Here is a 23,848-nt window from a genome sequence, read left to right on the forward strand (position 1 = left end):
TATCAACCGATGTATCCATCGTCGAAGGGAAGTGGCTCGGCATCTGTCACCACGAAACTTCTACGGTAAAAAATACCGGAGCAAACCGTGAAAACTCAAAAAATTGTACAGCTGCTAGTGATCCTGCTTGTAGCGGTCAGTGTCGCGTCCTGTCAGACCACCCGTCGCACCCTGAATTTTGATACCAGTGTTGCGCTGAATCTGGATATTGAGCAGGACGTCAATCCGGACAGTGATGGCCGTGCATCGCCGGTGGTAGTGCGCGTGTTTATGCTCGCCGACGACCGCCAGTTCTCCCGGGAAGAGTTTTTAAATCTCTACGAGAACGCCGAGTCCCGTCTGGGCAAGGATCTGATTAATACCGTAATTCTCAAAGAGTTTGCCCCCGGCGAGCAGCGTCTTGAAAAATTGCCGCTGACACCGGAAGTGAAGTATATCGGTCTGCTGGCGGAATTTGTTCAGTACCAGCGTGCGGATGCATTGATGCTGCTGCCGATTACCGATCATCGCAAAAACGATTACGCGATCACCCTTGCCGGAACCCGCATGGCATCCACGGAAGCGCTGAATATGCGCTCGCGCGCGGCGGCCAGTCGTTCTGACGAGCGTGGTGAAGGTTCCGCCGAAAAAGGCAAAAGTGTGACCATCTCCAGTGCCGAGTACGAGCGCCTACAAAAACTGCAGCAGTCCGGCAAGCGCTGATTCTGAGTCATTCATCGTTCGTTAATTTCGCGAAGCCAGTGCTTCGCGCCGCAACAGGGAAAACGTATGTCGGCGAATAACAAGGTGATCTGGAGCGAGGGTATGTTCCTGCGCCCGCAGCATTTCCAGCAACAGGATCGCTATCTGGAACAGTTGCTTGAGGCACGCACCGGTGCGCTGGGGCCATACACCTGGGGGCTGATCGAACTGGCCATCGACAGTGAGCCCATGGCCATGGGTAAGCTTTCCCTGTCTCGGGTGAGTGCCATTTTCCCCGACGGCACGCCGATGCTGGCTCCGGAAAACGAGCATCTTCCGGATGTACTGGATGTGCCGGTGAATACCCGGGATGAAGTGGTGTACCTGTGTATACCGATGAAGCGTCCGGGCAGCCAGGAATCTGTACGCGATCAGGAAGATTTTCCCCAGGCGCGGTATCAGGCTTTCAATTTCGACGCACGAAACAGTGCGTCTACTTCGGGTGAGGCGGCGCGTATTCAGGTTGGCAAGCTGCGCACTTGTTTAAAACTTGGCAGCGAAGACCTGAGCGGTTATGCGGCAATCGGGATTGCGCGTATTCGCGAACGGCAGCCGGAAAAACCGGTAGAGTTGGATGCAGAATATATACCGCCACTGCTGAACGCCGATGCATCGCCGGTGATCAAGGCGTATATCGAAGAAGTCAAAGGTCTGCTGGATCATCGCGGTAGTGCCCTGGGACATCGGTTGAGTGACAGTGGTCGCAGCGGTTCTGCAGAAATTGCTGATTACCTGTTGCTGCAGGTGATCAACCGCTTTGAACCGCTGTTGAAACAGATCACTGGCCAGCCACGCCTGCATCCGCTTTCGCTGTTTGTGGAGTTACTACAGCTTGCCGGTGAGCTGTCCACATTTACCTCTGGCAACAAGCGCCCGCCGGAAATTCCACGCTATATGCACGACAACCTGCAGCAGAGCTACACCGGACTATTCTCGGCACTGCGCCAGTCCCTTTCCACGGTGCTGGAACAGACCGCAATCCCGATGGATCTGGTTCAACGCAAGTTCGGCATTTATGTGGCGCCAATTACCGACCCCTCCCTGGTCAAAACCGCGAGCTTTATTCTCGCGGCCAAGGCGGATATGCCCGGCGATCTTCTGCGCAGTCGCTTCCCCGGGCAGGCCAAAGTGGCGCCGGTGGAGGCCATTCGCGAATTGATCTCGGCGCAGCTGCCCGGTCTCACCGTGCGTGCATTGCCTGTAGCTCCGCGGCAGATTCCCTACCACGCCGGTTTCACTTACTTCGAACTGGAACGCGCCGGTGAGCTCTGGCAGACGATGCAGCGCTCTGGCGGATTTGCGGTGCACCTGGGGGCAGAGTTCCCGGGTATGACCATGGAACTCTGGGCCATCAGGAATAACTGACATGAGCAACGACGCCTACTCAACCCCGGGTGCCGCAGATCGCACTGTGATGGTTCCCACACCCGGCGCCGCAGCACCCGTGAGTTCCCGCCCGCGTGTGCAGGATTTCTCCGCCGGCGAAGTTGCCGCGGACCTGCGTATTCGCAACAGCCTGAACCCGCTGATTTCTGCAGCATCAAAACTGCTGGGCGCGATCATCAAACTGCGTACCACCATGAGTCACAACAATGTCCCGGACCTGCACAAGCGCCTGACACGGGAGATTCAATCCTTCGAGCGCGAGGCAAAGCAACTGTCGCTGCCGCAGGAAACGGTACTCACCGCACGCTATCTGTTGTGTACCGTGGTGGATGAAGTGGTGTTGACCACTCCCTGGGGTACCGCCAGTGGCTGGAGTCAGCATTCGCTGCTGAGCCTGTTCCATAAGGAAACCTTCGGCGGCGAAAAATGCTTTCTGATTCTGCAGCGCACCCTGGAAACACCGGGCTCACACATCGAATTGTTGGAGCTGTTCTATTTGTGCCTGAGCCTCGGATTCCAGGGGAAGTATCGTTTGGCGCCGCGGGGCTTTGAACAGCTGGAACAGATCCGCGACAACCTGTACCGCACCATCGAAAGTCATCGTCCGCCCATGGACCGGGACCTGTCACCCCGCTGGCAGGGTTGTGTAGAACGCAAAACGCGGCTGATTCAATACATCCCGCTATGGGTGATTGCCAGCGTGGTGTTTGGTGTCCTCGCCGCTACTTTCAGTGGTTACCGCTGGTGGCTCTATCAGAGTGCCACACCAGTGGCTTCGGAAATTCAGGCGCTGACCGAAGTGAAAAACGCAACGATTAAACCATTGGTCGAGCAGAGCGCTGAGCAAAAGTAAGGGAAGCTGGAAATCAACATGAAACGTCTGGCCAATTTTTTTGCCAATAAATGGGTGCTGGGTCTGATCGGGGTCAGCGCTTTGTCACTGCTGATCTGGTTCGGTGCTGACTACATCAAGTTTGGCAGTGATAACGCCACCCTGTCCAAGGGCGTGCGTATCGCGATTTTTGTATTCATCTTTGCCATCTGGCTGGTTTGGAACCTGGCCCAGTTGCTGGTGGAGCGACGTCAGAATCAGGCGCTGATCGAAGGTATCGAATCCTCGAAAGAAGAAGCCGCTGCGGACCCGGACCAGGAGCGAAGTCAGGAGGAATTGCAGGCACTCTCAGAGCGATTCCGTGATGCCATGCAGGTACTGCGTAAGGCGCGCTTCCGTTCTGCACAGGGGCAGGTTTCCCTGTATCAACTGCCCTGGTACATCATTATTGGCCCGCCCGGGTCTGGTAAAACCACTGCGCTTGTGAATTCGGGTCTCGAATTTCCCCTGGCGCAAAGTCATGGTAAAGAAGCTCTCGGCGGTGTCGGCGGCACGCGTAATTGCGACTGGTGGTTTACCAACGACGCAGTTCTGATCGATACCGCCGGCCGCTATACCACTCAGGATAGTCACAGGGTATACGACAATAGTGCCTGGCAGGCCTTCCTGAACCTGCTGCAAAAACATCGCCGTCGCCGCCCCATCAACGGTGTACTGGTGGCGATCAGCCTGCAGGATCTGATGGTTCAGACTGCAGAACAGCGCGTGCATCAGGCAAAAACCATTCGCGCGCGGGTTAATGAGCTGCAACAGCAGCTGGGTGTACGCTTCCCCATTTATCTCACCTTTACCAAGTGCGATCTGGTGGCCGGGTTCAGCGAGTTTTTCGACAACCTGTCCCAGGCAGAGCGTGAGCAGGTCTGGGGGATCAGCTTTCCGGAGGAGGCGCGAGTCGGTGACGGTGCGCCGCTGGACGAGTTTACCGGCGAATTCCGTGCATTGATCGGACGCCTCAATCAGCGGGTACTGTGGCGGGTGAATCAGGAGCGCAATGTAGAGAAGCGCGCGCTGTTACAGGGTTTTCCTGCGCGAATGGAAAGTCTGCAGAGTGTGCTTGCCGAGTTTGTGCGCCAGGCATTCAGTCCGAATCGCTACGATACCGTACCGCTGGTACGCGGAGTCTACTTCACCAGCGGAACCCAGGAAGGCAGCCCCATCGATCGCATGATGGCGTCAGTGAGCGCAGACTTTGGTTTGGAGCGGGAAGTTGGGCAGAAATTCCAGGGCAATGGCAAAAGCTACTTTCTGCATCGCTTGCTCAAGGATGTGGTCTTCCCGGAAGCGGAGCTGGTTGGGGTAAACCGAAAGTTCGAGCGTGCGACGCGCTGGTTGCGCGGTGCGGTATACGCGGGTTCGGCGGCGATATTTGTCGGTGCTCTGTTTCTGTGGACCGGCAGCCTCGCCCAGAACAAGCTGTATATGAATGAAGTACAGGATAATATCCGCAGCTTTGAAAAATTGCAGGCAGAGAACCGCGGGCGACGCTTGTCGCCCACAGAAGCGCTGACTCAGCTGGAGCACCTGCACGCCGCTTCCCGGGTTTACCAGAAGGAAGAGCATCCCTGGCTGAATAACCTCGGTCTCTACGACGATCGTGTCGATCAGGCGGCGGATACCCTGTATCGGGAGCAGCTGGAAAAGTTGTTTCTGCCTGCACTGCAAACCACCATCGAGCGCGATCTGTCGCGTATGGACAGTGCGGACCCCGCATTGGTCTCCACGCTTAAAACGTATCTGATGTTCTTCGAAGAGGACAAGCGGGATCTGGAAGTACTGCAGGCCTATTTTGCCGAAGACTGGTCGCAACGCCTGAGCGGCGAGGCGGCGAAACAGGAGCAGTTGCTCGCGCATTTACAGCGTCTATTCTCCCGTCCGCTGCCCCAGGGGCGTACACCCGATGAGCGGGTCGTCGCCAGTGCACGCCAGCAGTTGCGGCGTATTCCCGTGCCGCAACGTCTTTATGGACAATTGCAACGCAGCCCCTTGGGGCAGACCAGTGTTGATCTTTACGGTGAAGTGGGTGGCGATACCCAGCAACTGTTTGGAGTGGACCCGTCCGATAGCCGCTTCCAGATTCCGTATCTGTATACCAAGGCCGGCTACAAAGAGGTTGATTTTGGTGCTGACGCCCCGCTGTTGCAGAAGTTGGCCGAGGAGCGCTGGATTTACGGTGACGATCTCGACGGTGAAGATTTTAGTGAGGAAGATCGCGAGAAGCTTGGCGAAGAGGTGAAACGTATTTACCTTTCCGAATACGAGCAACGCTGGCGACAGTTCCTTACCGGTTTTTCCCTTACCGGATTCACTTCCACCTCCCAGGCATTTGAGGTGCTGTCCAAACTTTCGGACCCGGTGTATTCGCCGCTGCTCGCGGTGTCAGAAATCACCGCCGACAACACTCGCCTGACGCTTCGCCCGGAATTGCCTGTTGATGCCAATGGTGTGCCGCTGCCGGTTTCCAGTACTACCCGCAGGCTGGGCGGTGCGGCGGTCAGTGGTGCGGCCAGCGCACTGGCTGAGAAGTATCAACCCACGGTAGTGGATGTGCGCTTTGAGGAATTGCACCGGTTGACCCGCAGCGAGAAAGGGCGCCCGGCACGGGTGCAGGAATACCTGTCGGCGATTGCCCAGGTGCAGGAATATCTCGCAGAAATTGATGGCGGGGTCGATGCCGATGAGGCGGCCTTCAATAAGGCCAAGGCGCGCTTTTCCGGCGCCAGCGATGCCATTAAACAGTTACGCATCAAGGCTGCCAATGCCCCGGCGCCTTTTGATGGCTGGCTGGAGGAGGTGGCAGACAGCACCTGGTCACTGGTGATGGCCAAGGCGAAGGGGCATGTGGATCGTGTATGGCGTGAGCAGGTTTACAGTGTGTACAACAGAAGTCTGGCCAATCGTTTTCCTCTGCAAAGTCGCAGTGAGCAGGAAGTGCCGGTGTTGCTGTTTAACGAATACTTCAAGCCTGGTGGTGTTGAGCAGCAGTTCGTGCAGCAATACCTGAAGCCATTTATCGATACACGCAATTGGAAAGCGCGCGCACTCGAGGGGCGTAGTCTCGGGATTTCTTCAAGCTCGCTCACTCAGTTACAGCGCGCAGAGATCATCCGCAAAACCCTGTTTGCTCAAGGCGAGCAGGCCGGATACGGCTTTCGCATTGAGCCCACCAAGCTGGATTCCGGGGTACGTCTGTTTGCACTTGAGCTAGGCGATCAGCGCGTACCATATTCGCATGGGCCGCGCACCAGCAGTAATCTCGACTGGCGTGGTGGTGAATCCAATCGCGCGCGTATTATTTTCGAAGATCTGAATCAGACAGTGCACCGTCAGCATTTCGAAGGCGATTGGGCCTGGTATCGCTTGCTGGGTAACTCGGAAATGACCCGCGGGCGCAGCAGTAACGAATACCTTCTGACATTCAGCGAAGAGGGCCGCTCCGCTCAGTTCCGGGTGCGCTCCTCCAGTGCCTATAACCCCTTCGACAAAAACCTGTTGGCAGCCTATCGCTGCCCGCAAGTTTTGTAACGACGGATAAAGTCACATGGCAAGTAGAGGTATATTCGGAAAGTTGCCCGCTCACGGGGATTTCGTGCAGCGGGATTTACCCGGCAGCTTTGTCACCCCCTGGGACGAATGGCTGCAGCGCGCAGTGCACGGTGCCAGGGAGCTAATGGGGGAAACCTGGCTGGATTACTACCTGACAAGCCCTATCTGGCGGTTTGCGTTCTCCCCTGGCGTTGTCGATGGCCAGTGTTGGGCAGGTGTACTTGTTCCAAGTGTCGACAGTGTCGGCCGTTACTTCCCGCTTACACTTGCAGCACCACAACCGTCTTCGAGCAACCTGTTTGCCTTGATGAAGAAAGGCAATGAATGGTTTCAGGCGCTGTCGGATTTATCCATTGAGGCGCTGCAGAATGCTTTGCTGGTGGACCAGTTGCAGGACCGATTTCCGGAAATGGGATCCGCAACGGACGGTGATTTTCCGATACCGGGTATAAGCATCGGTGAGCAGGGACTGATGACAGTAAACGGTACAAATAGTATTGACGATAGCTACCCGTTAATCATGGAGAAATTGCTCAAGCAGTCTGCCAGCAGCTATAGCCTATGGTGGTGTGCTGGCTCGCAGCAGTTGGCTTCGACGACCATGCTGTGTCCCGGTCTGCCGGACCCATCGTCCTATTGCTCAATGCTGGGTGCCCCCGAATATCATTGGTGACGAACTGGTACGAACGTACATCTTCCGCGGATGTGAAAGCGCTACCAGTTAAAAACTCATCGAATGATCGCGAAGATTTGCGGAGGAAATGGTGGGATGAAATGCCGTGTAATTTAAGGTTTTTTCTCGCTTATTAATTAATGGCAGATTGATTTTGACGTACTTGGTATAGGCGTACCAATAAAAATTCAGTTTTCTCTGGAATTGCTTTATCCCTGCACTTCTTTGCGCATTCATTTTCGATAAAATAATGGTTTGGTTTTGACGTAATCGGTACAGGTGTACTGATTACTGTTTGATAGCAGCGCTGTAATGATTGCGGTTGGTAGCGTGAATATGGCCTCTGTGGGCGTCTCTGCGAGAGCTCTTCAGGATGATGAGGCCAGGTCGATGTGGCCAAAATTTCAGGGAATGGAAATGTCAGTGAGCAACTATCAAGTTGTGTTTATCGGTAGCCTGTGTGAAGGCGTTACTCGGCGGCAGGGGATCGCGCAGCTATCCAGTCAGTTTGGGCTCGACTTCAAGCAGATCAAACGATTGCTTTCTAGCGGCCCATCCGTGGTGAAACGATTTGAGCAAAAGTCGGACGCAGAGCGTCTCGTAAAGGCATTTGCAATGGCAGGCTGGCATACAGAGATCCGCCTACCACGGCAGAAGCCGTCACCGCGTGCGCCTGATACGCAAGTAGCCGCAATGACAGGTGTGGGTTCAAAACAAGCGAGCGATATCGCAGTAGGTGCCTCAACATTGCTGCAAAACATGTCCGCCAGTGATAGTAGTTGCACCCTGCAAGTGCCGGCACACTGGCAGACACTGGTGGGATTAAACAAGAGTGCAGTGATCCAGGCCGGAAATCTGGATGAAAATGAGTTTTGTGTCGTGCTGTGGCAAGCACTGCAACAGACGCAAAGCGCATCCGACATGAGAGGTTACTGCGGCGCGCAGCTTCATCAGTGCGCCGGGCAGGTCAATGGCGGTTTGGTTGTTCGTCCAGCAAGCGAGCTCGCAGTGGGGTACTTCAGTGGATTCGCCGGGGAAATCGCCGCGGAAATTGACGGGGTCCCGGTGCGCTACCTGGTGGCCTGCTGCAATAGTCGTGGGCGGGTGTTTACACAGTTTTTGTGGTGTGAGGCGCGGGAATTTGATCAGAAGCGGGCGCAGTTAGTGAACGTACTCTCCAGCTTTATACCCGAAGAGTCACGATCCAGGCTGGTTGAACCTATGGGGCGTATGTCACGCAGAAAGCGGCGTATGCGGGCCTGATAACCCGCAAGTGCGCGTTTGCCCGTATTTAAACAGCGATTTGGCGCCCAGTAACGTCATTCACAAGACTTGAGAGAAAAGGATTTCTTATGGCATTCGCCAATGTAATCGAGATTGATGCCCTGCTGCAGGCGATAGCCGGGGACAATCCTCAGGGAGAGGATATTCGCGAAGATCGTTCTCCCACCTCCGATTACTACACCATCAAGGATGCGCGCAACAGCGCCCGCGCGGCTGAGCGTTCGGCGATGTTCGATGACAGTGATAGCGATCTGCTTGCTCCCTGGCGCGACGTCGCGGCTACCGCGGAGAAAATTCTGCGGGAGAAAAGTAAAGACCTTGAAGTTGCCAGCTGGTACACGGAGGCATTGATTCGTCTGCATGGTTTTGCCGGCTTGCGCGACGGTATTGTGTTGCTGCAAGGGTTAGTGGATAACTTCTGGGATGGCCTCTATCCCGAGCCGGACGAAGATGGACTGGAAACCAAGGTGGCGCCGCTCACCGGACTGAATGGTGATGGGGCCGACGGCACTTTGCTGCTACCGATTCGCAGCGCTGACATTACCCCGGAAGGAGACTTCGGTGGTTTTTCCTTCTTTCAGTACCAGCAGGCGAGAGACGCGGACAAGATTGCCGACCCGGATGCCAAGGCCGCACGGGTAGAAACCCTCGGGTACGGCATTGGCGAATTTGAACAGTGCTCAAAAGGTGCTGCCCCCCAGTGGGCCCAGGGGTTGGTGGAGACCCTGGAAGAAGCGCTGACCACGTACAAAAAAATTAACGAAACCCTCCGTTCTCACTGCGCCCACGACGCACCACCCTTTTCCAACATCAGCGGCCTGCTGGACGAAGTCCTGCGCACCACGCGCTTTATCTACAAGGAGCAGCTGGAGTCGCTGGCGGCCGTACCGGAAGTTGCAGAGAGCAACAGTGATGAGGAGACATCCGAGCCGGGAATGCAGCAAGTCGCAGCCATGGTGCAGCAGATGGCAGTGCCCACCGGTGCCATTACCACACGTGAGGACGCACTGGTGCTTCTTGAAAAGGCGGCGCGCTATTTCCGTACCTATGAGCCCCACACGCCACTGGCACCCGGGCTGGAACGTCTGATCAGCTGGGGTCGTATGACCGTTGCCGAACTGATGACAGAGCTGTTGCCCGATGACCAGTCCCGAGCAATCTACTCCCAACTGACCGGTGTCATGCTCGATGGTAGTGACAGCCAGCGTTATGTGGCACCCCCGGTCGCAGTGGCGAGCCCGAAACAGCCGGCGGCAGCTCCGACGGAATCTGCCACTGCATCGGCCGCTCCAGAGCAGGGCGACGGCAACTGGTCCGAACAAACCGAAACTGCACCAGCTGAAACCGGTGCCCCAAGCTGGTAAACCCACTCATCACTACGATTCCCGAATTGAGGAAAGGAGACCCCGATGTCAGAGAGTATTCACAACAAACTGAAGCGCGTGCGCAAGCCGCGTGTACACATCACCTACGATGTGGAAACCAATGGCGCGGAAGTCAAAAAAGAGCTTCCCTTCGTGACCGGCGTTATGGGTGATTATTCCGGTGACAACACCGAAAATCGTCGCCCGTTGAAAGAGCGCAAGTTCGTACAGGTTGATCGCGACAATTTCAACGATGTAATGGCCAAGGTAAATCCCAAACTGAACCTGCAGGTGGAAAACACCCTGTCCGGTGATGGAAGCAAAATGGCGGTGGACCTGGACTTCAATCATATGGACGATTTCTCTCCTGAGCAGATCGTCGATCAGGTTGAGCCCCTGAAACAACTGCTCGAAGCACGCAGCAAACTGCGCGACCTTCTGAGCAAGGCCGACCGCTCCGAAGAGCTGGAAAAAGTGCTCGAGGATATTCTCAAAAGTACCGACAACGTCAGTGCCATCTCCGAACAACTGGGCCTCGGTGAAGAAAAGGGCGAAGATAAGGGAGAGGATGCGTAATGAGTACCGAAGTTGAAAACGTAGCAGAACAGGAAGTTGAAGAGCAGTCGGTCAGTCTGCTGGAACAGGCGATCACCGCCACCAAACAGACCCAGCCCGACGAAGCGCAGGACCTGATTGCCAACCTCACCAAGCAGGCCATGCAGGGTACCCTGACCTGGGATCGCAACCTGACTCAGACCATCAACAAAGCGGTACAGGCGATTGATCAGGCTATGTCCCGTCAGTTGTCTGCAATCCTGCACGACGAGAAATTTCAGAAGCTGGAAGGCTCCTGGCGCGGTCTCAACCACCTGGTGATGAATTCAGAGACTGGTGCAACCCTGAAAATCCGCATGATGAACCTGTCCAAGCGCGAACTGTTCCGCGACCTGGACAAGGCGGTCGAGTTCGACCAGAGTCAGACCTTCAAGAAAATCTACGAAGAAGAGTTTGGCACTGCCGGTGGTGAGCCGTTCGGCTGCATGATCGGCGACTTCGAATTCACCAGTCACCCGGAAGATATCGAGTTGCTGAGCAAAATGTCCAACGTGGCGGCAGCGGGCTTCTGTCCGTTTATCTCCGCCGCCGGCGCCGGCATGTTCGGTTTCAATGATTTCACCGAGTTGTCCAAGCCCCGCGACCTGGGCGGTATTTTCGAATCCGGCGAATACATCAAGTGGCGCAGCTTCCGCGACAGTGACGATTCCCGCTTCGTTACCCTGGTCATGCCGCGTACTCTGGCGCGCACTCCCTACGGTGCCAACACCAAGCCAGTGGAATCTTTCAACTTCGAAGAGTTTGAAGTCGACGAGTCCGGTGTGTCCAAGCCCGCCGATCACGACCAGTACTGCTGGATGAATGCCTCCTACGTGATGGGTACCACCATGACTCAGGCATTTGCCGAAAACTCCTGGTGTACCGCTATCCGCGGCGCGGAAGGTGGCGGTAAGGTACAGGGCCTGCCGACCCACGTATTCAAAAGCGACGACGGCGATCTTGACCAGAAGTGCCCCACGGAAATCGGCATCACCGACCGCCGTGAAGCGGAGCTCAGCGCCCAGGGTTTCCTGCCGCTGTGCCACTACAAAAATACCGATTATTCCGTATTCTTTGGTTCCCAGAGCGCGCAGAAGCCCAAGGTTTTTGACAATCCGGATGCCACCGCCAATGCCTCCATTTCCGCTCGTCTGCCATACCTGATGGCCACGTCACGCATCGCACACTACCTGAAGGTGATGGCGCGGGACAAAGTGGGCTCCTTTATGGAAGCCGGTGACTGCGAGCGCTGGTTGAACAAGTGGATTTCCCAATACACCAACTCCAACCCGGATGCGAGTGCCGAGATGAAGGCTAAGTATCCGCTGGCGGAAGCCCGTGTTGAAGTGAAGGAAATTCCCGGTCAGCCCGGTTGTTACAGCGCTGTGGCCTATCTGAAGCCGTGGCTGCAAATGGAAGAGCTCACCACATCCATGCGTATGGTCGCCAATATCCCGTCTGCGGGTTAATGATGGGGGCCGGCGTTTCCCGCCGGCCCCAATTTGCTACTTCGGTGTTTTCTTCTTTATAAATTCTGTCCCAAGGATCCCGGGGAGTTTTCGTCTTGTCTGCCGTTTCTTACAGTACACATTCCGGCAGTGTTTCTGCGGATGGCGGCGGCGAACCTGTGTCCGAGGCCAGCTGGCTACAGGAATTTCTCGACGAGCCCGATGACCTGTTTGCATTCGAGCTGTGGGTAAGTGCGCGGGGTACCGGAGACGCGTCCCGTAGTAGCAGTGTGCGTCAGTGGATCAGTGGCGTGATCAGCGAGCTGGATACACTCATCAGTGAACAGCTTAATCACATTATTCACGCGCCAGAATTTCAGCGTCTGGAAGCGAGTTGGCGAGGCCTGTCTCTGCTGATCCAGCAGACACCGAGCGCCGACAATATCAAGATCAAGCTGCTCGACTTGAGCTGGAAAGATCTGTCCCGGGATATCGAGCGCGCACCGGACTTCGATCAGTCAGGCTTCTTCCATCTGATTTACAACGAAGAGTTTGGAACGCCAGGTGGTGAGCCCTATGGTCTGCTGCTCGGTGACTATTACATATCGCATCGTCCATTCGAGGGGCACCCCTTTGACGACGTATTTACCCTGCAGGGTATAGCGCACACTGCGGCGGCAGCCTTTGCACCATTTATCTGCAGTGCCACGCCACAACTGTTTGGTGTCGACAGCTACGACGACCTCGCCAAGCCCATGGACTACAGTGAAATTTTTCGCGAGAAACAGTACATCCGTTGGAATAGCCTGCGGGACCTGGAAGACAGCCGATTTATCGGTATCACACTGCCGCAGGTATTGATGCGCGAGCCGCACACCGAAGGCTTTTCTGCCTACCGCGGACTGCGCTATCGCGAGGAAGTTGCGGGAACCACCAGTAAGAATTATCTGTGGGGCAACAGCGTTTTTGCCATTGGTGCCGTGTTGGTGCGGGAATTCGATGAGGTGGGCTGGTTCTCACATATTCGTGGCGTCGCGCGTGATCATCTTGGCGGTGGCCTGGTTACCCAGTTGCCAGCACTCGGGTACGGGGTAGATAGCAGCCCACAGTTTCTGAAGATGTCGACCTCTATACTGGTGACTGATTTTGTCGAGCGCGAACTGAGTGACCTCGGCTTTATCTGTCTGTGCCACTGCTATGACACGCCTTATAGCGCATTCAACAGTGTGCCATCTTTACAGAAAACCAAACAGTACAGCTCTAAAGCTGCACAAGCTAATGCGCGTATAAGTGGTATGTTGCAGCAGATTCTCTGTGCATCGCGCTTCGCCCATTACATCAAAGTCATGATTCGCGACAAAGTCGGTGCCTATATGAATGCCGCAGATTGTGAGCGCCAGTTGCAGCAGTGGATGGATCGCTACACCACCGGCCGCGAAGACCTGTCCTGGGAGATGCTTGCGCGCTATCCACTTCGGGAAGCGCGAGTACGGGTGCTGGACGAGCCGGGTAAGATCGGTAGCTACCAGAGTGTGATTCACCTGAAGAGCCACTATACCGTGGACCACCTGGTCTCGGAATTGAAGCTGACTACCGCGCTGTCGCAGATTGGTGTGGGAGCAGTGAACTGATGGCGCTGGAAAAGCGACTGATTGCTCCCTTGCTGGATCGCCTGCTGGAGTCTTCCGGACAAGTGGATCTTCATCGCCCGCATCAGGTGTTGCGACAGTTACGCGAAGGGGTGCGACGGGATCTGGAATATCTGTTCAATACCCGTTACCGGTGCATGTCCGCGCCGGAAGAGCACGAACACCTCGAGAGCTCCAATATCAATTTCGGATTGCCAGATCTATCCACCATAAATCTGACATCTGCAGATAGCCGCAAACGCTTCTGCCGGGATATCGAACGCACTATTCTCGATTTCGAGCCTCGTATTCGCTCGGTCAAGGTGTCCACTCAGGACAAGGTGGATGTAGAAGATCCGAGTATCCGCTTCCGAGTGGAAGCGGTACTACATGTGAACCCAGCCTCAGAGGTAATCGTGTTTGATTCCACACTCAACCCGGTTACCCAGCTCGTAGATGTCTCGGAGATTCTGTAGTGAGCGAAAAACTGATTGATTTATACGAGCGGGAACTGGCCTTCGTACAGCAGAGTGCGGGGGAATTTGCACGTTTACATCCGGCAGCAGCATCGCGTCTGCAGCTGGATGCCGAAACCGTAGATGATCCGTTGGTGGGTCGATTGCTCTCCGGCTTCGCATATATGAACGCGCGGGTGCAGCAAAAGCTGAACGACGACTTCCCCGAGCTCACCGATGCGATCCTGGAAACCTTATATCCACATTACCTGCGGCCGATTCCCTCCTGTGCTATCGTGCAGTTTGAGCCTGAGCCGGACCTGGACGCTATTGTGCATCTTGAAAAGGATCTGGTGCTGGAGTCAGAAAGCTTCCACGGGCAGACCTGCCGATTCAGCAGTCGGTATCCGGTGGATATTTCACCGTTCCGTGTAGAATCAGCGAGCCTGATGGCGCGTCCATTTATTGCGCCCGGCTGCAACGATGTCCAGGGGGCCAATGGCGTACTCAAGCTGTCCCTGAAAACCCTCAGCAGCGAAGTGGCCTTCTCTGAGCTATCCCTTGAAATACTTCGCTTTTACCTGCGCGGTTTGCCAAGCCATATTTGTGAGCTCTACGACCTGCTGTTGACCAAGTGCGTCAAACTGGTGGTGGCGAATGGTGAGGGCGACCCATCGCCGGTTATGCTCGAAGCGAACTCTATTCAGCAAGTGGGGCTCAATAGCGATGAGGGGCTTTTACCCTATCCGGAAACCGCATTCGTCGGATACCGGCTGTTGACTGAATATTTTTCCTTCCCGGAAAAGTTCCAGTTCATAGATATCACTGGACTCGCCGATGCGATTGACTCCCGTTACGGAGACACCCTGAACCTGTATTTCTATTTGTCGGAAACCCACGACGAGCTGGAAAAGCAGATGACGCAGGATATGTTTGCCCTCGGATGCACGCCGGTTATCAACCTGTTTAGCCAAAGTGCTGATCCGATTCCGGTCGATCACCGCCAGTATCTGTATCACGTGGTGCCGGACGTGCGCCGCAGCGAAGGACTGGAGGTGTACTCCATCGACGAAGTCAATGGCACCGATTCTTCCGGTAATACCACCCGTTACCGACCGTTTTACGGTTTACAGCACAGTCAATCGGGCAATGCACAAAGTGCATTCTGGTTCTCCCGGCGCCGGGATGTGATTGAGGGCGAGCACGGCAATGAGCAAGCTTCAGAGCTGGATGTCAGTCTGGTAGATCTGGAGTTTCGCCCGTTGGAAGCCGGTGGGCAGACCCTCGACCTGAAGCTGACCTGCAGTAACCGCAACCTGCCAAAGAAGTTACCCACCGGCAACGCCCAGCCGTATCTTTCTATCGTAGACGGCGACGCGCCGACACAGCGTATCAGCTGCGTTGTGCCACCCACGGAGACATTGCGACCACCGCGCCGTGAGCGCGGATACTGGCGATTGGTATCTCACCTGAATCTGAACCATCTTTCCCTGAGCGGCGAAGGTGGTAATGACGCCTTCAAAGAGATCCTGCGGCTTTACGACTTCCGAAATTCCGGCAGCACCCGCAATCTGATCGAGGCATTGCTTAAACTGGATACCCGACCGATCACCGCACCGATTCAGATCGACGGTAGTGTAGTTCTGTGTCGCGGAACGGAAGTTACCATCGAACTGGATTCAATGATGCTCAAGGGTACCAGCGCACTGCTGTTTGCCAGTGTTATCGAACGTTTTCTCGGTCTTTACTGTTCAATAAATTCATTTACCCGGCTAATCGCAAAATTGAGCGGTCGGGACGGAGAGCTGAAGCGATGGCCACCGCGCGCGGGCGACAAAGCACTGGTGTAATCGAACAGCTGCGGACCGCACCCTACCAGTTTGAATTTTTTCAGGCGGTACGGCTGCTGGAGTCCGCGGTACTCGCTCCGGGCGACGACTCGCCCTATGGGCGCAGACGATTGGGAATTGCTACGCCACCATCTCGCGAGTTTCTGCGCTTCAAGTCACAGACCTCGCTGTCGTTTGTCAGTGCAGACGTACTGAAGTTGAGCCCGCAGAAGGGGAATACAACCACAGGCGAAGGCCGTGTGGAAAAGTGGGAAATGGAAGTGGGCTTTGGCGGCCTTGTGGGGAGCCAGGGTGTCCTGCCGTACTTCATGACGGAAGTGGTACAGCAGGAACTGAAAGAAAAAAACGCGGCGTTGAAAGATTTTCTGGATATCTTTAATCACCGCCACGTGTCGCTGCTGTACAGGGCGTGGCAAAAATATCAGCTACCGGTGAACTACGAGCAGTCGCGCTTGCGCCGGGATAACGAGCCGGATCTGTTTACTCAGGCAATAGCCTCGGTCGCGGGGCTCGGCACCTCGGAGATGCGCTACCGCCTCCCGGTAGCTGATGATGCCCTGTTGGGGCTGGCCGGTCACCTGGGGAGACAGCAGTGCTCCGCCACTGGGCTGGCGCAAATGATTCGCCAGTTTTTTGGCCTGAATGTATCCATTGAACAGTTTCAGGGGCAGTGGGACGCATTGCCAGAAGACGTGCTGACCCGGCTCCCCGGTCCAGAGCAACCTCTTGGTGTAAACAACCGATTGGGCGTAGACACGATAATGGGTACTCACTGTTTTCAGGCACAGAATAAATTCCGCGTGGTGATCGAGCCCATGGCGTATGAAGATCACATGGCCATGGCTCCGGGTGGTGGAAAATTGGAAGCGTTAAAATCGTTTATCCAGTTGAGTGCCGGTATCGAGATGGATTTCGAGATTTCGGCAACCCTGTTTACCGACGATGTTGCACCGGTACAGTTATCAAATCAGGCCGCAACCCAACCTCTGCTCGGGTGGAATACCCATATGTCTACCGAGCTGGAAACGGATGAACCGGTATATATCAGTTTAAGTGCTGACCAGATGTCGCCGGAAGAAGCCTTACCGGTCGCGTAACATCGCGAGTGAATCTGAACCCGGATTCAAAGTCGAAGTTCATTCCATTGACTGCGCCTCGTCATATAGTTCAGTCGCTATTTAAAGGAACCACCGCTTCATATTGCTAGAATTCGATTCGGCAGATACGGCGGATTACCAATAGGGAAAATGTATGATCAATATCGATCTCAAACGCCTTGTGGAAACCATGACCCCGCATATGCGGGAATCTCTGGAAGGCGCCGCCGGCCTGTGCCTAGCGCAAAACCAGTACAACGTGGAAATTGAGCACTGGCTGCTGAAACTACTGGATCAGTCCGATACGGATCTGTTTCATCTGCTGGAAAAGCATGACGTCAATCCCTCGCAGTTCGCCAAGCAACTCGCCACTGCCATCGCCGGTTTCAAATCCGGAAGCAGCCGCCCGGCCGCCTTGTCACCGGCGATCGTGGAGGCGGCAAAAAACAGCTGGATGCTCGCCTCCATCGATTTCGGCCACCGTGTGGTGAGCTCGGGACATTTGCTGGCGGCGTTACTGTTGGAAGAGACTTCCCGTCGTCAGATACTGGAAAGTTGCCCTGCGCTGAAAAGTATTGCACCCGAGTCGATTCGCGAGACTGCGCGGGCGATGTTTTCCCGTACCGGTGAGTCTCACCACCTGAGCGGTGCCGCTGAGAGCGGGGATTCTGCTACAGCCGCGGTGGTAGCCAGCAAGGCGCCCGCTCTGGACAAATACACCGTTAACCTGACCGAGCGCGCGCGCAACGGCGAGATAGATCCGGTACTGGGGCGCGATGAGGAAATCCGCCAGTGTGTGGATATTCTCACCCGGCGCCGACAGAACAATCCGATTCTGACTGGCGAAGCGGGAGTGGGCAAGACCGCCGTGGTGGAGGGGTTCGCATTGCGAATCGCCACCGGTGACGTGCCAGGTCCGCTGCGCGACGTTGCGGTGCGAACCCTCGATTTGGGTTTGCTACAGGCCGGCGCCAGTGTCAAAGGCGAATTTGAGAACCGCCTGAAGTCCGTGATCGAAGAAGTGCGCGCCTCCGCCACGCCGATTATTCTGTTTATTGACGAAGCCCACACCATGATTGGTGCCGGTGGTAAGGAAGGGCAGGGCGATGCAGCGAATCTTCTCAAGCCCGCGCTAGCGCGCGGCGAGCTGCGCACCATCGCTGCGACCACCTGGGCGGAATACAAAAAATATTTTGAGCGCGACCCGGCACTGACCCGTCGATTCCAGGTGGTCAAAGTGGAAGAGCCGGACGAAACGAAGGCCATTGATATGATGCGCGGCATAGCGACCAGTCTGGAGTCCCACCACAAGGTGCGGATTCTCGACGAGGCAATCGTGGCCTCTGTAAAACTCTCACACCGCTACATACCCGGCCGCCAGCTGCCGGACAAATCCGTCAGCCTGCTGGATACCGCCTGCGCTCGTGTGGCACTTAGCCAGTCTGCCACACCGGGGGCGATTGAAGATGCCCAGCGAATTATTGCCGGCGCCGAGCGCACCATGGAAAAACTGCGCCGTGAAAACGCCGCGACCGGTGCCCATGAGGAGGTGTTGGCCACACTGCAGGCCGACAAAGAGGGCGCGGAAACCCGCCTTGCAAAACTCCAGGGGCAACACCAGCAGGAGCTGGAGCTGATTACCCAAATCCGCACCCTGCGTGATCAGATCGATGAAGTGTTCAGCGCGAGTGCCGAGGCTACCGATGATTCCGCACTCGCAGACCTGAAACAACAGTTGCAGGAATTAACTGCGCAGCTTCTGGACATTCAGGGCGAGACTCCATTGATGCAGCCTGAGGTGGACGAGCAGGCCATTGCTGCAGTGATTGCCAACTGGACCGGAATACCGGTAGGCAAAATGGTGTCCGACGAAATTCATGCGGTGCAGAGTCTGGCTGAGCGATTGAACCAGCGGGTAATCGGCCAGCCTCATGCACTGGAAGCGGTTGCCCAAGCGATCCGCACCTCTCGCGCTGGTCTTACCGACCCGCGCAAACCCGTTGGTGTATTCCTGTTTTGCGGCACCAGTGGCGTGGGTAAAACCGAAACTGCACTGGCACTTGCGGATACCTTGTTTGGTGGCGAACAGAATATCACCACGATCAATATGTCCGAGTTCAAGGAAGAGCACAAAGTCTCCATGCTCCTTGGCTCTCCCCCCGGTTATGTTGGCTTCGGTGAAGGCGGCGTATTAACGGAAGCCGCACGCCGCAAACCTTACTCCGTAATCCTGCTTGACGAAATGGAGAAGGCCCACCCAGGTGTACAGGATATTTTTTATAACCTGTTCGATAAAGGCACCATCAAAGATGGTGAAGGCCGCGATATCGACTTCAAAAACACCGTAATTATCATGACATCCAACGCCGGCGAAGATGCAATCCGCGCGATCTTCAATCAGGTAGAAGAAAAGCCGGAGCCAGATGTTCTGTTGGACAATATTCGCCCGCAGCTATTGCAGAAATTCAAACCCGCCTTTCTTGGGCGCGCGAATGTAGTCGCATACTACCCTCTCGATGACGAGAATCTGGTAGAGATCTGTAAAATCAATATGCGTCGCATCGAGAAACGCGTCAAAGAGCATTACGGTGCGGCATTCGGTTATGACGATGATGTGCTGATCAATATCGTCGCGCGGTGCCAGGAGGCGGATACAGGTGCGCGCAATATCGAAGTCATCCTGAATCGCACGGTATTGCCGGCACTGGCGAGCCAGTGTCTGGACTGTATGGCCCGTGGAGAAGAGGTGCGCGAGGTGCACATCGGGGCAACGGATGAAGGGGAATTTGAATACCGGGTAAGTTAATCGGCTACTCACCATATAAACAAAAAGGCCGCCTTCTCATATTGAAGCGCGGCCTTTTTTCGTGGTGGATTGTTAACCGCCGATTAGCACCGTTGGGCAACCGATAACGATCTTGCCCCCGTGGGTGGTGGTGTCTCCCATGCGCGCAGCGGGCTTATTGGAGATCAGTACCGTCGTACTACCCATAGCGATCGAATCTGGCGGGCCCACGCAGGTACAGGTACTGCCCACGGTCGCTGATGGTATATTGCCGATCAGCACCGTGGGGCCACCCGGGGTGAGAATTGGGCCGCCCACATGGGGAACGGTACCGGTCACCATCGGACAGACATGCATATCGGTAATTCGTGAAGCGAGTTTTCCCATAATCGATGCATCTCGAAAGTTCGTTTGTCAGATCGCTACTTACGCAGCCTTGCCGTTACCGCCACGGGCGAGGTTCAGACCCTGTTGCAGAAAGCGCTCGAAAGGCTGCTCCGGGTTAACCGGGTCACTCTGAACCGCAGCCAGGGAAACACTGCCTGCCACTGCGTGAGCGTACAGATGCTCTGGTGCTTCCACTACTGGTTCATCCGGCCCAGCCATACTCCCATGACACCAGCTTGCCGCAGTAGCCGCCCAGCTGGCAGGAGTTTTGAACTTGGTGGCTTCGCCCATTTGCTTGCAGATCAGGCGGCGCTCTTCGCTCGGCTTCTTCACCCAGTTTTCTGCTGCCATCAGCGCCTTGCGATTGTTCTCATCAGTTTCCGGTGTCTGGATCTCTCGAGTACACAGGCAAGCCCACCACACGGCCTCGCGCTTGGGCAGTCCGCGGGCCAGCAGCTTGACCGCATCGCCGTAGCAACCCGCCTCCATTAATCGCAGGATGCTGATCTCTGGAGCAGTATCCAGCACCAGATGCGGTTGGCCCTCATCACTGATCTCTATTTCCTTGAGCAACTCCTGCGCGGTTGTTGCCTGAACTTTCACCAGGTCTGTCATGATCTCACCCGTCAGTTAATCTTTGTAACCCCGCCCTTGAGGGTTAGGATGCCACCGGCTTTTACCTCCGCCATGGAATCTCCTTTACAGGTAACCATGGTGCCTTTGATTTCGATGCCAGACGGTTTGATGGAAATACTGTTTCCGCCCACTTTCAGATCAATGGAGGTTTTGGAGGTGATCTTGATGGCGCCCATTACGTCGATGGTCTGTTTGCCTGACTTAACGCTAACCGAGTGATCCCCGGATTTCAGGGTGACTGACTGATTGCCCTCAATATCCGTTGTCTGGTTGCCTTTACCGAGGGTGATTGTCTCATTGCCCTCGGTGATGGTGATAGAGCGGTTGTTTTTGATTTCCAGGGTCTGATCGTTGTCGATCTTGCCGGTCTGATCGTTGTTGATCTGGAAATTGTGGTCCTTGCCCGCCTCCATATAAATTTCTTCACTGCCCTTGGTGTCGTCAAAGCGCAGCTCATTAAACTTACTGTCCTTGATCTGGGTCTTCCAGCCGCTTTGGGTGGCGGTGTACTGCGGTCCGGGGTTGTCGGCATTGTACACAGCACCAGTCACCAGAGGGCGATCCAGATCCCCGTTGATGTAGCTGACTACAACTTCCTGCCCGACGCGCGGAACAAAGCTCGCTCCCCAGTTTTTACCGGAAAACGACTGCAAAACACGAATCCAGCAGCTGTTCTGCCTGGAGTTCCAGGGGAACTTCACTTTCAACTGGGTATATTTGTCTGCAGAGCCGGAAGAGTCCGTTGCGTTTACCTCGACCACTGTGGCCAGTTGGGGGGCATAGGATTTGTGCAGGTTGGCGAAAGGTGCTGGCCGCGGCATGACCTTTTCAGGGATACAGGTAAAGGTATTGCTGAACTGAGAGTCGTCGCTGTTACTGTCTTTTGCCGACAGGCGGAGAGAGGTGAGTAAATACTTACCTCTTTCGCTCTTCAGGGAATGGGCGAGCTCAAAGCGTCCGCCGGCACTCAGTTCTCCGCAGTCACTTGAGCCTCGCGCGACATCGAACCCGGCTTCCAGGGACTCCACCGCGCGCTCGGTGAGGGTTTTATGATGGCTGTCGTGGAAAATATGCGTGCCGTCAGACTTGGCCTCGAAATGATTACGGCCGTAGAGTTGTTGAATATAGCCTTTTACATTATTTAGCTTGCTTGCAGTGGCAACATTCTGCTCGTTGTCTTTGTCCGGGGTGTACTCGTTATAGTCTTTGAATGCGAAACCACCGCTGTGGTAATTGAAATCCCGCTGCCAGCTACGTACGGAGTGCTTGGTCGGGTGACTGCCGCCGCCGTCATACTCGAGCTTCTCACTGCGGCAGTCATAAAAATTCTTGCTGTCATCGCACAGTACCAGTTCGTGCTTTCCGTTTGACTGTTTGAAGTAGTAGGCAATGCCCTCTTCGGCCAGTAAGCGGCTGATGAACTGAAAGTCACTCTCGTTGTGTTGTACGCAATATTCCCGGTCCAGTTGTTCGCCGGTAATTTTTTTACTGAAAGAGACAACGCTTGCGTGCTCCTTCAAAACCTCTTCGACGATTGCGAGCGCGGACTTTTTCTCGAAGATCCGGTTTTCTCCCGTCAGGGTGGTGAACCAGAGCCCAGGCTGTATCACTGCGGTGTACTCCCGCAACCCCTCGGCATTGACGTCAAACATCGAGAAGTGGGTGACATAGCCGTGAATGGTCTTTTCTGCATCACCATGATGAATGGTTGCAGTAAAGGGCTTGCCGACTATCTTGTCCTGAGTGATCTCATGATCATCGGAAAGCAGGCGGAGCTGGTAGCGGTAAGTATTGGAGATATGCTCTTCGCCAGAAATGGCGGTGGCGATAAAGATATCTTTGCCGATCGGACATTCCGTCCGGATCATGCGATTGTCCTGATTGAGTGAAGACATATCAGCCCCAAGTCCTTGTCGGTGCCGGGACTCTCAAAAATGAGCCCCTAAAGCGGAATTCCTTGTAATTGGGGCGCTTCCCCAAAAAGTCGCCGTCAATTTTCCGGCGTCTTGGAACCGCGTACGAGAAAATTGATCACTTTACAACGGAAAAAAGCCGGGCTTGACAGCCCATTGCTGCAAAGCCCGGCTTCCGTGTGGCGTAAACCAGATTACAGCGGGGTCGCAGTAGTGAGGTCGTATCCGACGCGCATGTTTTTCGGGTTCTTGTTGGTTTTGTCGGCGTGGTTCAGGTCCGCTTCGATTTTGGCGAAGCTCAGGGAGATGGACTCAGCCGGAGCACCACCCGCGGCAGCGGAGATGCTGTATGAGGAAATCAGAACGTCTTCCAGGGTGTAAACCGCGAACTTTTCTACAGAGTTTGCGCCAGTTTGAACGACGTGGATCTCAACTTTTACGCCTTCGTCACCGGTTACGGAGGACTTGAACAGGCCACCGGAAGCCGCATCGATACGCTTGGTTACGGTCACTTCGCTCAGGCTGGGGCGAGTCGCTTCACGATTGGCAACCGCGCCGGCTTCCATGGAGATGCCGCGGCCTACGCCGAAGTTGAAGCTATCAACTTCAATCCAGTCTTCGTAACCTTTCGCAGTTACGTTACCGGCAGGAGCCTTGTTGTTGAAGTTCATGTAAATGGCCATGGTTAATCCCTCAATATGGTATGGATCTATGGTGGGTTTTCCTTTTCCACCGCGATTGCAGTAGTTCAAGGAGTGCCGTAGTTGGCAGGCGGGATGAATTTAAGCAGAGACAAAATCAAAAAAAAACCGTTTGTGGTAATTATTAAATCGACTCTGGCACTATTTAATTGTTGATTCCCGACAATGATGACTGCTAGTACCGACTCATTAAATTTGACTCTGGCACGAATAAAAATTGAGATTAAGAGTGACTCTGAGTGGGTGAATCCGGGTTTGATGGTTGCGTGTCGAAAGTCAAAGGTTAGAGATACTGATTGGTACAATCGTTCCAGTCATCACCGAAAATAGATTCGTTGTGCCACTTAGTGTTCCGCACTGTTGGTACTATGGTTTCAGTTTCTGCCTAACTGGTATGGACTAACCAGTTGTGTAACGAAATGTAATCAGAAATCGCGTAAAACAGTGCGTCAATCAATTGTTGGCGCATTT

At 55.0% G+C, this 23,848-nt stretch carries 18 protein-coding genes; 14 read left to right on the forward strand and 4 right to left on the reverse strand.

The features are described 5' to 3' along the window. The first annotated feature begins 87 nt into the window (after window positions 1-87). The 14 genes from tssJ to tssH all read left to right on the forward strand — a co-directional run bounded on the left by tssJ (window position 88) and on the right by tssH (window position 19,761). Window positions 88-702, forward strand: coding sequence for a type VI secretion system lipoprotein TssJ (tssJ, locus tag ACXAG1_RS09795; protein ID WP_475091507.1), 615 nt, complete (start codon window positions 88-90; stop codon window positions 700-702). 66 nt (window positions 703-768) lie between these two features. Continuing rightward, window positions 769-2,106, forward strand: coding sequence for a type VI secretion system baseplate subunit TssK (tssK, locus tag ACXAG1_RS09800; protein ID WP_475119611.1), 1,338 nt, complete (start codon window positions 769-771; stop codon window positions 2,104-2,106). Window position 2,107: 1 nt separating this feature from the next. After that, the gene (icmH, locus tag ACXAG1_RS09805) at window positions 2,108-2,980 is read left to right on the forward strand and encodes a type IVB secretion system protein IcmH/DotU (RefSeq protein ID WP_475091509.1); all 873 of its coding nucleotides are present in this window, start codon (window positions 2,108-2,110) and stop codon (window positions 2,978-2,980) included. Window positions 2,981-2,998: 18 nt separating this feature from the next. Beyond that, window positions 2,999-6,541 carry a type VI secretion system membrane subunit TssM gene (tssM, locus tag ACXAG1_RS09810; RefSeq protein ID WP_475119612.1) on the forward strand — a complete coding sequence of 1,181 codons (3,543 nt, stop codon included), beginning with the start codon at window positions 2,999-3,001 and terminating at the stop codon, window positions 6,539-6,541. A 16-nt stretch (window positions 6,542-6,557) separates the two neighbouring features. Then, the gene (tagF, locus tag ACXAG1_RS09815) at window positions 6,558-7,235 is read left to right on the forward strand and encodes a type VI secretion system-associated protein TagF (protein WP_475119613.1); all 678 of its coding nucleotides are present in this window, start codon (window positions 6,558-6,560) and stop codon (window positions 7,233-7,235) included. Window positions 7,236-7,652: 417 nt separating this feature from the next. Further along, window positions 7,653-8,498 (forward strand): hypothetical protein, encoded by an 846-nt coding sequence (locus tag ACXAG1_RS09820; RefSeq protein ID WP_475119614.1) that lies wholly within the window; start codon window positions 7,653-7,655, stop codon window positions 8,496-8,498. 89 nt (window positions 8,499-8,587) lie between these two features. After that, the gene (gene tssA / locus ACXAG1_RS09825) at window positions 8,588-9,883 is read left to right on the forward strand and encodes a type VI secretion system protein TssA (RefSeq protein ID WP_475119615.1); all 1,296 of its coding nucleotides are present in this window, start codon (window positions 8,588-8,590) and stop codon (window positions 9,881-9,883) included. Window positions 9,884-9,928: 45 nt separating this feature from the next. After that, window positions 9,929-10,459 carry a type VI secretion system contractile sheath small subunit gene (gene tssB, locus ACXAG1_RS09830; RefSeq protein ID WP_475091514.1) on the forward strand — a complete coding sequence of 177 codons (531 nt, stop codon included), beginning with the start codon at window positions 9,929-9,931 and terminating at the stop codon, window positions 10,457-10,459. After that, window positions 10,459-11,946, forward strand: coding sequence for a type VI secretion system contractile sheath large subunit (gene tssC / locus ACXAG1_RS09835; RefSeq protein ID WP_475091515.1), 1,488 nt, complete (start codon window positions 10,459-10,461; stop codon window positions 11,944-11,946). The genes tssB and tssC (ACXAG1_RS09835) overlap by 1 nt, the downstream gene beginning before the upstream one ends. 95 nt (window positions 11,947-12,041) lie before the next feature. Then, window positions 12,042-13,556, forward strand: a complete 1,515-nt coding sequence (gene tssC, locus ACXAG1_RS09840; protein WP_475119616.1) for a type VI secretion system contractile sheath large subunit — start codon at window positions 12,042-12,044, stop codon at window positions 13,554-13,556. After that, the gene (gene tssE, locus ACXAG1_RS09845; RefSeq protein ID WP_475119617.1) at window positions 13,556-14,029 is read left to right on the forward strand and encodes a type VI secretion system baseplate subunit TssE; all 474 of its coding nucleotides are present in this window, start codon (window positions 13,556-13,558) and stop codon (window positions 14,027-14,029) included. Before tssC (ACXAG1_RS09840) ends, tssE begins: the two co-directional genes overlap by 1 nt. Next, window positions 14,029-15,858 (forward strand): type VI secretion system baseplate subunit TssF, encoded by a 1,830-nt coding sequence (tssF, locus tag ACXAG1_RS09850; RefSeq protein ID WP_475119618.1) that lies wholly within the window; start codon window positions 14,029-14,031, stop codon window positions 15,856-15,858. Before tssE ends, tssF begins: the two co-directional genes overlap by 1 nt. Further along, the gene (gene tssG / locus ACXAG1_RS09855) at window positions 15,822-16,955 is read left to right on the forward strand and encodes a type VI secretion system baseplate subunit TssG (protein ID WP_475119619.1); all 1,134 of its coding nucleotides are present in this window, start codon (window positions 15,822-15,824) and stop codon (window positions 16,953-16,955) included. Before tssF ends, tssG begins: the two co-directional genes overlap by 37 nt. A 154-nt stretch (window positions 16,956-17,109) precedes the next feature. After that, window positions 17,110-19,761, forward strand: coding sequence for a type VI secretion system ATPase TssH (tssH, locus tag ACXAG1_RS09860; RefSeq protein WP_475119620.1), 2,652 nt, complete (start codon window positions 17,110-17,112; stop codon window positions 19,759-19,761). Between the two features lie 72 nt (window positions 19,762-19,833). On the opposite strand, the gene ACXAG1_RS09865 is transcribed toward tssH, so the two are convergent. The 4 genes from ACXAG1_RS09865 to ACXAG1_RS09880 form a co-directional block, all read right to left on the reverse strand. Continuing rightward, entirely contained in the window at window positions 19,834-20,127 is a 294-nt protein-coding gene (locus ACXAG1_RS09865; protein WP_475119621.1) for a PAAR domain-containing protein, read from the reverse strand. Window positions 20,128-20,166: 39 nt separating this feature from the next. Then, window positions 20,167-20,742 carry a DUF6931 family protein gene (locus ACXAG1_RS09870; RefSeq protein ID WP_475091522.1) on the reverse strand — a complete coding sequence of 192 codons (576 nt, stop codon included), beginning with the start codon at window positions 20,740-20,742 and terminating at the stop codon, window positions 20,167-20,169. An 11-nt stretch (window positions 20,743-20,753) separates the two neighbouring features. Then, window positions 20,754-22,658, reverse strand: coding sequence for a type VI secretion system Vgr family protein (locus ACXAG1_RS09875; RefSeq protein WP_475091523.1), 1,905 nt, complete (start codon window positions 22,656-22,658; stop codon window positions 20,754-20,756). Window positions 22,659-22,870: 212 nt separating this feature from the next. After that, window positions 22,871-23,359, reverse strand: a complete 489-nt coding sequence (locus ACXAG1_RS09880; RefSeq protein ID WP_043319667.1) for an Hcp family type VI secretion system effector — start codon at window positions 23,357-23,359, stop codon at window positions 22,871-22,873. Between the last annotated feature and the right edge of the window lie 489 nt (window positions 23,360-23,848).

The sequence above is a fragment of the Microbulbifer sp. ABE4_465 genome, assembly GCF_056160765.1.